The organism is Acidobacteriota bacterium (assembly GCA_018001935.1).
Classification (GTDB): domain Bacteria; phylum Acidobacteriota; class JAAYUB01; order JAAYUB01; family JAAYUB01; genus JAGNHB01.
On the sequence record JAGNHB010000001.1, the window covers coordinates 245,753 to 259,249 of the forward strand.

The window sequence follows — 13,497 nt, forward strand, 5'->3', positions numbered from 1 at the left end:
TTCTCCTTGAAAAAAACCTCGATCAATCTGGATGCAGGGAAAGGCTCTCAGGGTGCGGCCGGGGTGGCGGCACCCCCCAAGCTCCGAAGTACGGCATCGATCGCGGGGCGGTCCGGGTTGGCGGCCGCCAGCTTCCGGAGCGATGCCAGAACCGCCGAGTCCTTCCCCCCGCTCCGGCCTTCCGCTTTCAAGGCCTGGCGCAGCGTGATTTCGGCTTCGGCCTGGCGGCCCTGGAGAAGAAGCCCTTCACCCAGGAGGGAGCAGGCTTTCCACAGCTCGACCTGGGTTGGCCACCGCCCCTGTTCCTTCAGAAGGAGAAGGCGACGGGCAAGGCGCTCGGCCTCGGCGGGCTGCTTCAGGCGCAATCGAGCCTGTGCGAGGGAGAGCGTCAACCGCACCGCGAAGCGGTTGTCCTCGCCCAGTTCCGCGCGGGCGCTCACCACGACCGGTGCCAGGAGTCCCGCGGCTTCGGGGACCCGGTTTGCCTTGAGCAGGAAGTTCCCCAGGTCCTCGTAGCTCAGGAAGGTGTGCACATGGGTCTCCCCCAGGGCCTGACGGCGAGCGGAGAGCACCTCCCGGATCACCGTTTCGGTCTCGGCTTCCCGGCCGGGCACGTTGATGAGTTGGGCAAGCCGGGCCTGGAGGCTGAGTGTGTCCTGGTGCCGGGGGCCCATCACCCGCCGGGTGACGTCCAGGAGGGAGCGGTAGGCCGATTCCGCCGCGGCGGTGTTCTTCCGGGCCTCCAGGATCTCCGCCAGGCGACGCATCGCGAGGAGCGTAAGGGGGTGCTCCGCCCCCCGGGTCCGTTCCTGGATGGCAATGGCGCGCCGGATGAGTGGTTCGGCCTCCCCGGGCCGGTTCATATCCACCAGGAGTCCGGCCAGGTTGGTCAGGATGCGCCCCGTTTCCGTGACATCGGGGCCCAGGACCTTCTCCGCCAGGCGGAGCGCCTCCCGGTACGTCACCTCCGCCTGCCGCGTGTCTTCCTGCCGGTGGTAGAACGTGGCGAGCTCGCCCAGGCTGCGGACCACGAGGGGGTGCTCGGGGCCCAGCCTCGCCCGGGCGATTCGGATCACCTTCTCGTCCAGCGCCGCTGCCTCGACGAGCCGTCCCAGTTTGGCCCGGTTCCAGGCCAGCTCCCGCATGCGGTCGAGGGCTTCCGGGGACTCCTCCCCCAGGGTGCGCCGGGTCAGGTCGAGCGCCACGGACAGCTGCCGGTCGGCTTCGGCCAGGCGTCCCAACCCCTGGTACGTCCGGCCCAGTGTGAAATGAAGGGCGGCCGCCACCTCCGGCTGGTCGGCGAGGTCGTGGTCCAGTCGGGCGGCGGCCCGGTCCAGCACATCGGCCACCTTGACGTCGCGCCCCTGCTTGGCCGGGTCCGCCGAAGACAGCATCTCTTCGAGGAAAGCGTTGATGGCCCGGGCTTTCTCGGCTTCCCCGAGGGCGGTGCGCTCGGCCTGCCGGGCCTGCGTCAGACCGACGGCGAGCCCGCCGATACCGGCCAGGACGGCCAGCAGGGCCAGCGTCGTCGCCAGGAACCCCAGGCGGTGGCGCCGGATGAGTTTCCGTGTCCGGTACAGCCGTCCCGCAGGGCCGGCGAGGACGGGCCGATGGTCCAGGAACCGCCGCAGGTCCGCGGCCAGTTCCCGCATCGAGGCATACCGTCGCCCGGGGTCCTTGGCGACAGCCTTCAGGGCGATCCAGTCCAGCTCTCCGTGGAGGGCCCGGACCAGTTCCCTTCCGCTTGCGGCGCGGGCTGCAGCGATCCCGGCAAGGTCCGGGGCCAGCGCCACCCGCGTGCCGGGCGGTATCGGTTCGTCCTCGAGGGTGCTCAGGAGGTTCATCAGGTTGTTGCAAGCCTCGGCACCGGTCGGGAGGAAGCCCGTCAGAAGCTGGTACAGGACGACCCCCAGCGAGTAGACGTCCGACCGGACGTCCACGGCGGAAGACCCCGACCGGATCTGTTCCGGGCTCAGGTAGGCGGGGGTGCCGAGGAGGGCGTCACTCTCCGTCAAACCTTCGGAAGAGGGGCGTTCCAGCAGCCGGGCGAGGCCGAAGTCGATCACCTTGACCACCGGTTGACCGTCCAGGTCCGCGACCAGGAGGTTGGAGGGCTTGAGGTCCCGGTGGAGGATGCCCTTGTCGTGGGCATGCTGGACGGCCTGGCAGACGGAGTCGAGCAGTTTGAGGCGCTCGGCCACGGGGAGCCTCCGCTCGTCGCAGTAGTCGGTGATCGGCGACCCGGGGAAGTACTCCATGACGAAGTAGGGAAGGCCGTTGTCGCCGGCCCCGGCGTCGAAGACGCGGGCGATCCCCGGGTGAGTCATGCGGGCGAGGGCCTGGCGCTCCAGTTCGAAGCGCTGGGCGAACTGGGACTGCTCGATGTTCGGGCGGATCACTTTGAGGGCCACTTCCCGCCGGATGGGCTCAGCCTGTTCCGCGAGGTAGACCGCCCCCATCCCGCCCTGCCCGATTTGGCGGACCAGGGTGTACCGGCCGATGCGGGCGCCGGGTTGCAGGGTTGACGGCAGTTCGGGGGTCGATTGATCCGATGTCATGGGAGGAACATAAACGGACGGGAAAGAGTTGTCAACACAAACCCGGGGGCCGGACGGAGGATTCATTTAACGCAAAGAATTTATTGGTGTTATAAATTCGCGCATTTTGGCGTTATTCGCGGGATATCTCCTTCTCGAGACGTTTTGCGATGGCGTCAACGTTGTCTGGGAAGGAAACTGGAACCGACGAAAGGTGGGCAAGAACGCAGCCGCTGAAGCGCCTACCTTCCTTTCCAGATCAGATGGACAATCATGTAAGCGCAAGCCAGCAGGAAAAGGGCGCCGTAGGAGACGACGTTGACCCGGTAGACGCCTTTGATGACCACCGCGGGGTCGGCGCCGGGCCAGGCCTTCAGGCACTCCTTCCGCTCGATCCAGAGGGAGACGTAAAAGCAGGGAACGAGCAGGATGGCCGCGGCGGCCGGGACGATCACCCAGTCCGCGTGAGCCCCTGACCTCGGGATGAGCCAGGCTGCTTGCAGGACGAACTCGATGGCCTTCGTCGTAGCGCTGAAGGGGGAAATGCGAAGACGGTCTTCCAGGGCCGAAAGCAGGGATTGCCCTACCCAGCCGAAGAAGAGGGCGAAAACCCAAGCGAGAAGCACTCCGACGAAGGTCGAGGCGAGGTTTGCACGGGCGATGCCGATGAAGGCGTCACGGTACGACAGCTTGACCCATCGGCGTATCAGCAACGCCTCCAGGACGATGACGGGGATCAGGGCGCAGACCATCAGCGGCAGCTGGACGATAATCATGGGGAGGCCCGCGTTGGCCAGAATGGGGTCCATCAGGCGTTCTCCTCTTCAGCCTCACGTTGATGCCGGCCCTGGGACGCGTTCGTGCCGTTGGAGCCATTATACAGAACAAGGCGCCGGAGCGAGCGGAAAACGCCCTTCCCCGCGAGGGCATCGCAAGCGGTGTTTTTTCCAAGCAAACCGTTAAAAACTCATGGTCTTCCCCCCCCCGGTGCCACGCTTACAATGAGAGTGAGGATAGAGGGATGCCGGAAACACGAAGGCGATTTGCAGGGGGGTGTCCATGAACAGTGTGCTCCAGAGAGTATTTCATTCGCGGGCCGAGTCGCACCGGGTGACCTTTGGAGGGCCGGGGAGGTCGTTTTTCGACCCTTGCGCACCCGTTTTCCCTACCGGCCCGATGGGACCGGGGGGGGCATCCCTGTTCCGGTGGGAGGACGGCCGGATCGTGGAAAGCGCGTGGCGGCGGTTCGAGGTCGTGTCAGCCGAATGGCGGGACCGTTTTGACCAGGAGATGGCCGAGGTCGGGTTCCCTCCCGTCCCGCACGGCGAAAGGGGTTTCCATCCCGACCGCTTCGTCCGGGAGATGACCCGGATGCGCGTGCCGGCGCCCCTGGTCCGGCCGCTGCCGTGGGTCGAACTCCTCGAGGCGGCATCCGTCCCGGAGGAACAGGTTCAGCGGTTGAGGGTCCAGGGCTCCCCGTGGACGGTGAAGGGAGGGTTTTCCTTCCGGGTTGGGCGGATGGGTGTCTACGGTCTTCGGGAAACGAAAGGCGTCACCCTCCTGGGTTTCGAGCCGACGGACCAGCCCGCCCTCGACGCCTGGGACGCGCGGAACTTCGCCACCTTCCTTGCCCGGAACGAGCTGCTCCTGGTTCACTGGGAGAGCGGCCGGGTGGCGGAAGGGGTTCGTGCCCTGGAGACTTACTTTCTCCGGGGGATACGTCGCGGGATTTTTTGACAGGAGGTGCATGGGGCCCCGAACGATCCTCAGGGGGAGGTAGCCATGTGGAAACCGGATATCGAAGCCGTGATGACCATGCACTAGCGGTCAAGCCGCTCTCCCGCTGCCTGGGGCGGACCCATCGTTATGTCCTCTTGATTGTTCATGACTTGCACTCCTGGTAGCTATCTCTCCCAGATTTTATTGGGGTTAGATAGCACCTGGCACCTGTGCCGTTCTGCTTCCTCGGCTGGGTTCGCCCGGTCGAACCGGTTCCCAACCATGGTGATCTCAGGCCGGATCCGCACGGAAGACATGTGGATTCTCCTCCCAACCGGTGAATTTTCCTGCTCCGGATGGACAGCGACAAGAGAAGATGAGGGTGACCCTGGAGACCGAAAGGGGCGGGGCACCCGGTGCGAGGAGCCTTCCCCGTGCGTCTCCGGAGGTTTTCATTCGTGCAGGAGGTGAGGAGATGCATACGATGAAGTGCTGGTTCTGTCTGTTTTCATGGGCCATGCTTGCGGGGGTGTTCCCGGCGGCCTCGGCGGCCACCTACCCGGTCGGGCCGGGGCGGACCTACACGACCCTGCAGGCGGTGGTGAACCTGCTCCAGCCGGGGGACCTGGTGGAGGTGGACGGCGACGTCACCTACCCGGGAGGCGTGGTGTTCCGGAAACCGGGCACCGCGGCCCAGCCCATCACGATTCGGGGGGTCCGGGTGAACGGGCGGCGGCCGGTGCTCTCGGGCGGGACCAACACGGTGCAGTTCATGACGGTCTGGTTCGGGCCCGGCGACGACCGGGCGGACCACTACGTCTTCGAGGGCTTCGAGGTCACGGGCGGGACGTCGCGCGGCATCTTCCACCAGGCCGACGACCTGGTGCTCCGGGACGTCCTGGTCCACCACTGCCCCAAGCAGGGGATCCTGGGCGCCGACTGGGGTTCGGGCTCCCTGTGGATGGAATACTGCGAGGTGCACCACTGCGGGGGCGGGGAAGGGGACCACCAGATCTACATCGCCACCGACGAGGGCTATCACCCCGGGAGCGTCTTCCGGATGCAGCACTGCTACGTTCACGACGGGAACGGCGGCAACAGCGTCAAGTCGCGGGCGGAGCGGAACGAGATCTACTACAACTGGATCGAGGGGGGCTACTACCACGAGCTGGACCTGATCGGCTCCGAGGAGTACGACGAGCCGGTGGCCCGGGAGGATTCGGACGTGGTGGGCAACGTGATCTGGAAGAAGACGATCCCCTCGGGCTACACGGACTACTGGTACGTGGCCCGGGTGGGGGGCGACGGCACGGGGGACTCGTACGGCCGCTTCCGTTTCGTCAACAACACCATCCTGTGCGGGGGGCGCGCCGTGTTCCGCATCCACTACGGCATCGAGAGCGTGGAGATGCACAACAACGTGTTCTGGCGCGTGGGGGGCGGGCCGGTGACGGTGTTCACCGAGCAGGACATCGACTGGCGGCCGGGGCAGCGCACCATCGGCGGGAGCGGCAACTGGGTCCCGACCGGGTCCTCGTCCATCCCCGCCGGGTGGATCGGCACCTTGACCGGCGCTGACCCCGGTTTCGCCGATCTCGCCGGGGGCGACCTGTCCCCCGCGGGCGGAAGTCCACTGCTCGACCACGGCACATCCAGCCCCGCGAGCCCTCCCGGGTACCCTTTCCCCAACCCGCTCTTCCCGCCTGCCTTCCTCCCTGACGCCTCCGCCCAGGCCCCGGGGACCGCTCAACCCCGGGCCGTCGACGGAGCGATCGACATCGGGGCCTTCGAGCACGGGAGCTTGCGCACGCTTTGCGATTTCAACCGGGACGGGCGGACCGACATCCTCTGGCGGAACACCGCCACCGGGGACGCCGTCGTGTGGATGATGAACGGGGCCGCTCCCACCTCCACCAGGCCCCTTCCCCTGGTCGACCCGGTCTGGTTCCTCACCGCGACGGGCGATTTCGACGGCGACGGGGCCGCCGACCTGCTCTGGTGCCATTCCGGGGCGGGGTACCTCTCCGTCTGGTTCATGGACGGGACCGCGGTCCGGGAGACACGGCCCGTCTCGTCAGTCCCCGTGGAGTGGCGCGTAGCGGCCGCCCCCGACCTGGATGCGGACGGGAAGTGCGACATCCTGTGGCGCCATGCCTCGAACGGAAGCAATGCCGTATGGTACATGGACGGCGCCGCGGTCACCGGGAGTGCGGCGCTCCCGGCGGTGGACACCGCCTGGGAGCTGACCTCCGCGGCGGATTTCGACGGTGACGGGGTGCCGGACCTGCTCTGGCGGCACCCGTCCAGCGGCAACAACGTCGTCTGGTTCCTCGACGGGCTTGCGGTGACGGGATCCGCCCTGCTGCAGGCCGTGCCGGCTCCCTGGGACATCGCCGCCACCGGGGACTTCGACGGGGATTCACAGACCGATATCCTTTGGCGAAACGGGAGCACCGGTGATACCGTGATCTGGTTCATGAGCGGGACCGCCGTCATCGACGACGCCTGTGTCCAGCAGGTCCCCGCTCCGTGGGCCATTGCCAATTGACGGGATCGGGAGGGATGTCATGCTGAAAATCAACTTCTGCCCATTGAAAGCGTTGTTGCCGGCTGCGCTCGTTCTCGGAGCCGGCCTGTGTTGCGTTCCGGCGGCCACGCTGCACGTGGATGACGACAACGGGACGGGAACGTACAACGGGACGGCGCGGTACCCTTACCGGACGATCCAGGCGGCGGTTAACGCGGCGGCGGCCGGCGACACCGTGAAGGTGGCGGCGGGGAACTACGGTTACGTCGCGGTTTCCAGCAAGGCCGTCGTTCTGTGGGGCGGGTTCCGCGGGGGGACGGCGGCGGACTACCAGAATGGCCCGGGAGGGGATTTCACCACCTGGGACCGGTTCTCGAACGTGAGCACGATCACGGGGGACGCGTCCCACGCGGGGGTGTCGCTCCAGGTGACGAACAACGACGAGGAGAGCCTCTCCGGGGCGGTGGTGACGGGGTTCCGGATCACCGGGGGCTCTCACGGGGTGGATGTGGGGGACAACGGCTGGCCCTACCCCCGAAATGTGACCGTCTCGGACAACCTCATCGAGGACAACGGGCTGCAGGACGGCAGTTCGGACAACCGGGGCGGAGGGGTCGTCCTGCATGGCGACCAGCTTCACTTGTTGAGAAACGACATCGTCAACAACCGGTCGGGCCGGGGAGGCGGGGTTTACGCCGGGGCGGAGAGTGCCGACGGCCCGGGGGTCATCGACATCGAAGGGAACCGGATCGAGAACAACCGGGGGTACAACGACCACGGGGGCGGGGTCTGCCTGGCGGGGGACACTCACTACTTCACGGGGAACGTGGTGAAGGGCAACCGGGTGATGGAGTCCTACGGGTGGGGCGGGGGTCTGATCACCTACGCGGACGCCGCGCACTTTAACGGGAACACGTTCTGTTCGAACTACGCGCCGTCGTGCGGGGGCGGGGTCTTCGTGGACGAGGGGGGCGAGGCGTGGTTCGACCACGACCTGGTGTGCCACAACGCGTCGATGGAGGCGGGGATGGCGGGGATCCTGGTGGACGACGGGACGCCGGGGCGCTCGTACGCCCACCTCCGCAACTGCACCCTGGCGTACAACCAGGGCCCCGGCGACCGGGGCGGGAACGCGGTCGGGCTGTTCTACGGGTCCTTCGCGGACGTGACCAACTGCATCTGCTGGGGGAACGGGGACGACTTCAACGCGCTGGCGGGGTCGGCCTTCACCTCCATCACCTACACGCTTTCAGAGGAGACGGCGGCGGGGGTCGGGAACGTCTCGGCGGACCCGCTCTTCGCCGACCCGGACGTGCTGCAGCAGGACTTTCACCTTCGCTCGGCGGGGGGACGCTTCGACCCGACCCTGTCGGGGGGGGCGGGCGGCTGGGTGTGGGACGCCGTCACCAGCCCGGCCGTGGACGCGGGCAACCCCGCGGACGCTTTTGACCAGGAACCGCCCCGCAACGGCGGCCGCGTCAACCTGGGCATCTACGGAAACACCCCCCAGGCCAGCCGGACGGCCTGGCCGACCCCCGGGAGCGATTTCGACGGGGACGGCAAGGCCGACCTCTTCTGGCGAAACGCCGTCACCGGGGACAACTCCATCTGGCTGATGGACGGCGCCGGCGTGAAAGGGGCCCTGGCCTTTCCCGCCGTGCCGCCGGCGTGGAAGGTGGCGGCGACCGGGGACTTCGACGGCGACGGGCATGTCGACCTCCTGTGGCGGCACGCCACGGCGGGTTACAACGTCGTCTGGTACCTGGACGGGAACGCCGTGACCGGCGAGGCGGCCATGATGACGGTGTCGACCGCCTGGGACGTGGCCGCGGCGGCCGACGTCAACGGAGACGGCCGCGACGACCTGGTCTGGCGGCACCTCTCGGCGGGGCACGCCGTCGTGTGGTACCTCCTGGAGGACCTTCGCGTCGAGGCCCAGGCGCTCCCGACCGTGGACCCGTCCTGGGAACTGGCCGCGGCCGCCGACTTCAACGGGGACGCCAAGCCGGACATCCTCTGGCGTCACACCCCTACGGGCGCCAACGGCGTCTGGTTCCTGGACGGGGTGAGTGTCCTGGGGGACGCGGCCCTCCCCGCGGTGGGGACGGACTGGCGCCTGGCGACCGTCGGGGATTTCGACGGGGACGGGGACGCCGACCTCCTGTGGCGGCAACCCGGGAGCGGCGTGAACGCGATCTGGGCCCTCGACGGCCTGGCCGTGACCGGCGACGCCCCGGTCCAGCCGGTCCCGCAACCCTGGGACCTCGTCGAGTGAGCCATGGCGACGGGAAAGGCAAGCCTACGTAATACTCACGCCGGCACCCGGAATGAGCAGCGTGAACAGTCGATACAGGACGGATCGAATGGGAGTCTGCTCTCTCAGGATGGGATCCTCCTCGGTGTTCCCGGGTGTTTCAGGGGTGCGGCAGGCAGAGGGCCTGGTGGTCGCCGCTGCCCGTCCACGCGCCCTCGAGGTACGCGGAGTCGGCGTAGATCTCGGCCCTGACCCGGAACTTGAGACGGCTGCAGACGGGGACGCCGAGAAGGGTCGAGAACTCCCCGGGCCCCGAGAAGGGCATGTAAGTGGCGAACTCCCAGGACTGCGAACCCACCGGGGCTTTTTCGAGCCGGAAGCGGCCGTTCGGGGTCCCGCACGCCGGGTAATCCCACTCCAGCCTCACCCAGCCGAACCCCGCGTTCGTAACCTGCAAGCCTGTTACAAGGGCCGGGCGGGTCCACGCGTGGGTCGGGGCGGTGAACTCCGCCTCCCCGGCACCGGCCCGCCGGACGCGGTACAGGTAGCGGGTTCCGCACTGGAGCGCCGCGTCGATGAAGGCGACGTCATACTGCAGGTTCACCCCGGTGGCCGTGGGCGTGGTGCGCACCGCTTCCGGCGCCGCGGACCCGGCACGGAAGCGTTCGATCACGTAGGCGGATTTGGGCAGGATGCGGTCCGTCCACCTGAGGTGGATCACGTTCGGGTACGCGGCGGTCACCTGGAGGTCGCGGGGCTTGCACCACCCGGTCGAGGCGGAGACGCTCACCCAGTCGGAGAAGATCCTCCCCCGGGCGGGGTCGCCCGTGTCCAGGAACACCCGGACGCTGACACGGTAGGACACCTGATTGCAGTCCAGGTTCCCGAAGAGGTGCGAGCGGGCTTCGGGCCCCTTTTCGACCGGTAGCCAGGCGACCAGCCCCGAGGCGGGGACGCAGGTCAGCTGGAACCCCGACACCGACTGGTTGCCGGGGGGGAAGAAATCCACCTTCAGGACACTCGTGGACTGGGCATGCACCGACACGTTCTGGGGCTTGTCCAACCGGGTCGGGGGAAAGACGGCCGGGTCGCTGTAGCAGCCGTTCCACCCCTGTCCCGGGTGACCGTCCCACGCGACATAGCCGTTGACCACGTAGCGGTTCACGGCGGTGGGGTCGGCGACCGCCAGGTCCACCGACCGGCGGTCGGCGCTCACGGTGCAGGCCTGTCGCCAACCCTCGTCGTCGAAACCGTAATCCGAGGTCGGGGGCGAGATCGCCGTCGTGGAGTGAAGGACCCGGAAACTGTCCGGCAGGATCCCGCCGGATTCCACAGACCAGGCCAAGCGGACGTGCGTGTCGTCCAGGGCGGTGGCCCGGAGGTTGCAAATCCGGGCGGGGATCCGCCGGTCGATGGCGAACCAGCACGGGGCGGAAAACGCCCGGTTGCCCTGGCCGACATCGGTCTGCACCACCTCGGCGCGCAGGTAACCGTCGTCGTAATTGTGGGGGACGGTCCAGGTCAGGACCCCCGACGCCGGCCCCGTGATCTCGGCTGACGTGAAAATCGGCTCGTCGATGCCGGCTTCCGTCCGCCCCCGGTAGAGGGTCACCCGGTACTTGCCCCCCGGAACGTTGTACGAGACCAGGGTTTCGAGAGGCCCGCCGCGTCTCGGGCGGAGGTCGAGGCCGTCGGAGCCCATCCACTGCCACCGGCCGACCTCGCCGGGGTTGCCGAACCAGCAGTCGGCGTCGGGCTTGCGAACCCAGAGCGCGATTCCCGGCCCGCCGCTCGAGGCATAAAGGCAACCGGCCCTCAGGGCGTTCACAATGCCGGGGAGGGTCAGTTCATCGGAATAGACCACGGTGGCGACCCTTCCCAGTTCCGACAGAGGGTGCAGGTCTAAGTGAAGGTCGGAGGCCGATATCGGGAAAGCACGGCAGCCGCGGCGGAGGAAGGACACCCAGCGGCGGTGGTGCTCGTCGTCCTTGGCGTCCTGCGTTCTGCCGTTCTGGGCCTCGACCCCGAAGGCCTTTCCCCGCATCGTCCATGCGATATGCGCGTCGGAGTGCAGGTCGAGGTCGTTCTCGTCGTACTCCCCGGTCCCGTTCCCCATATCGTGGTGCCCGGGATGGGCGATGATGGGAAAGCCGCCGTCGTCCCAGGTCTTTTCCAGGGCGAGGTCGACCGCCGTGAAGTTGTCCACCCAGTTCCAGGACTTGAAAAGCAGATTGGAGTGAGTCCGGCCGCTGATCAGATCACAGTAAAGATAGTCCGGGTCGTCAAGGGGATAGGAAGGGGGGAAGGGGTATTGGCAATCCAGCAGACCGTCCCCGTCGTACTCCAGGGTGGTCATCTCCACCCCGGGGATGCCGATGAAAACCCCGTTGAAGGCCGCGTTCCATGTCCCCTGGATCCAGTCGTACTCCCGCCCGAAATCCGTCCGGTTCACGCCGATCCGGGTGTCGTCGATGTCCATGTAGGAGTGCTCGGTGATGGCCGCCCACGCGAAACCGCACGCGGCGTAGGTCCGGAACATCTGGTCCATGGCGCTGACACTCCAGTCGTAGTCGAAGGGAGCGACATCGATGGAGGGGCCCAGCCCCGCGATGATGCGCATCGGGTCCAGGCCGTCGAGGTTGAACTTTTGCGGTTCCCACGTGTGGCTGTGAGTGTCCCCGGCCCGCCAGGCGTCCGGGTGTGCCCCCTGGGCGGCCACGGCGGCCGGTATGGGGGGCTTGTGAGCCGATGGATTTGCGGCTTGAATGCACAGCGAGGGGAAGAACGAGAAGTAAAGCGCAAAGCCAACAAAAAATACGCTGAATTTGATTCTCATAACGACCTCCTGTATGGCGGGGCCGGGAGGGCGGACGGTCACATCCCGGGCCCGCAGAACGTGGAATGAGCCAGGCTGTAACCCCAGGCTCCTGCCTGGGTGGTTCCCCCGAGGTTCAGTTCGGCCCGGATGCGGAATTGTATCGATTCGCAGCTCGGGACCGGCACGGTGGTCTCGTATGCGGCCGCGGTCGCACTGACGGGAACGGTCTTCACGAACTCCCAGGCGATCAGGCCGACGAGCCGGCGTTCGATCCGCAAGACCCCGGAGCGTGTCCCGCAGGTGCAACCCGGGTAGTTCCACCGCAGGCGGGACCACCCGATGCCGGCGACGGTTGCGGAGACGGAGTCCACCGCCGCGGGCGCGGTCTGAGCGGTGACCGGTTCCGAGGGTTCCGCCCCGCTTTCCTGCCGAAGCACCCGGTACCGGTAGGGGGTGGCGCACGCAACGGTGGTGTCCCTAGCGGAAACGCCGAAGAGAAGGGAGGCGGAGGACGGCGCCGGCACCGATGTGACCGCGGTCCAGGCCGAACTGGGCGTGGGCGGGGTGGGCGACGATGGGGAACGCCCCGGCCCGCGAGGCGCCCCGGCGGGGCCTTTGATCGGGAAAAGCAGCCATATCGGGGCAGGCGTGAATCGGCGCATCGCGTTCCCTCCTTGTCAGACGGAGAATTCGTCAGTTGCAGATTCGCCAGTTCACGGGGACGGGTGGCAGGACCGCCGTGCCCCGGACCGTGAACCCGTCGAGGAACCAGACGGCATTGTCGCCCGTGGCCGCGTTGCGCCAGAGCAGGTCCGTGATGCCGTTCCGGTCGAAATCGGCGGTGGCCGCGATCCCCCACTCGGGGGCGACCTGGGCGAGGAAAGCCCCTCCGGCGACCGACAGGCCGTCGCCCAGGGCCCAGATCACGGTGTTGCCGGAGGCGGCCTCACGCCAGAGGAGATCCGTGACGTTGTCCCCGCTGAAGCGGGCGAAAGGGGTTTGGTAAAACTCCCGGGCGCCGATGTCGGTGGAGGTGCCCATGGGGCGGCAGGCCCCCAGGATGTCGGCGGGCACGTCCGGAAGGACGAACCCGGCGTCGATGGCCGGGCTCCCGGGTTTCGGGGTGAGCCCGTCCCCGAAAAGCTGGGCGGCCGTGGCGGGGAAGGAGTGGAGGTCCTGGCCGCCGAAACCCGTCCGCCAGGCCTGGGCCGGCGCCGTGCCGGGGTTCGTGTCGCTTCCGGTCGGGGAAACGAAATAATCGGCCGCCGCGCCCGCGCCGAAACTGGCGCTGAACAACACAAAGAAAAAAAGAGATTTGTGCATCTTCGCCTCCGTTGAAGAGATCGGGGTTTCCCAATTTCCCGCCTTCATTCTCCCGTGGGGTTTGCCTGAAAAAACAGGACAATTCCCAGAAGCACCCGGAGGATTTCCAGACCGCCGGCGCCCTTAAACGAAGTTCGTACGCGTCGTCCCGACGCGGACCAAGAGGTTCCTACGCGTCGTCCCGACGCGGACACACAAACCCCACCCCAAGCCTCGCCCCCCCACCCCCGCGCCGGGACGGCGCGTGCGAACCAGGAAGTTCGTACGCGTCGTCCCGACGCGGACCACAAACCCCACCCCAAGCCCCGTCCCCCCCACC

8 protein-coding genes are annotated in these 13,497 nt (G+C 67.4%); 3 read left to right on the forward strand and 5 right to left on the reverse strand.

Translation table 11 applies throughout. The features are described from left to right. Window positions 1-47: 47 nt before the first annotated feature. Window positions 48-2,558 (reverse strand): serine/threonine protein kinase, encoded by a 2,511-nt coding sequence (locus tag KA419_00965; protein MBP7864490.1) that lies wholly within the window; start codon window positions 2,556-2,558, stop codon window positions 48-50. A gap of 221 nt (window positions 2,559-2,779) precedes the next feature. Further along, the gene (locus tag KA419_00970; protein MBP7864491.1) at window positions 2,780-3,346 is read right to left on the reverse strand and encodes a hypothetical protein; all 567 of its coding nucleotides are present in this window, start codon (window positions 3,344-3,346) and stop codon (window positions 2,780-2,782) included. A gap of 415 nt (window positions 3,347-3,761) precedes the next feature. Between KA419_00970 and KA419_00975 the strand changes: the two genes are divergently transcribed. The 3 genes from KA419_00975 to KA419_00985 all read left to right on the forward strand — a co-directional run bounded on the left by KA419_00975 (window position 3,762) and on the right by KA419_00985 (window position 9,058). After that, on the forward strand, window positions 3,762-4,274 hold the full coding sequence (locus KA419_00975; GenBank protein ID MBP7864492.1) for a hypothetical protein: 513 nt from the start codon (window positions 3,762-3,764) through the stop codon (window positions 4,272-4,274). Between the two features lie 457 nt (window positions 4,275-4,731). Then, on the forward strand, window positions 4,732-6,804 hold the full coding sequence (locus tag KA419_00980) for an FG-GAP repeat protein (GenBank protein MBP7864493.1): 2,073 nt from the start codon (window positions 4,732-4,734) through the stop codon (window positions 6,802-6,804). Window positions 6,805-6,823: 19 nt separating this feature from the next. Continuing rightward, window positions 6,824-9,058: an FG-GAP repeat protein gene (locus tag KA419_00985; protein MBP7864494.1), complete on the forward strand. Its 2,235-nt coding sequence runs from the start codon at window positions 6,824-6,826 to the stop codon at window positions 9,056-9,058. A 139-nt stretch (window positions 9,059-9,197) separates the two neighbouring features. Here KA419_00985 and KA419_00990 read toward each other — a convergent pair whose 3' ends face one another. From KA419_00990 to KA419_01000, 3 genes are all read right to left on the reverse strand, one after another. Next, window positions 9,198-11,873 (reverse strand): fibronectin type III domain-containing protein, encoded by a 2,676-nt coding sequence (locus tag KA419_00990; GenBank protein MBP7864495.1) that lies wholly within the window; start codon window positions 11,871-11,873, stop codon window positions 9,198-9,200. A 38-nt stretch (window positions 11,874-11,911) separates the two neighbouring features. Further along, window positions 11,912-12,379: a hypothetical protein gene (locus tag KA419_00995; GenBank protein ID MBP7864496.1), complete on the reverse strand. Its 468-nt coding sequence runs from the start codon at window positions 12,377-12,379 to the stop codon at window positions 11,912-11,914. Between the two features lie 169 nt (window positions 12,380-12,548). Next, complete coding sequence (locus KA419_01000) at window positions 12,549-13,178, reverse strand: hypothetical protein (protein MBP7864497.1); 630 nt, start codon at window positions 13,176-13,178, stop codon at window positions 12,549-12,551. Window positions 13,179-13,497: the final 319 nt, after the last annotated feature.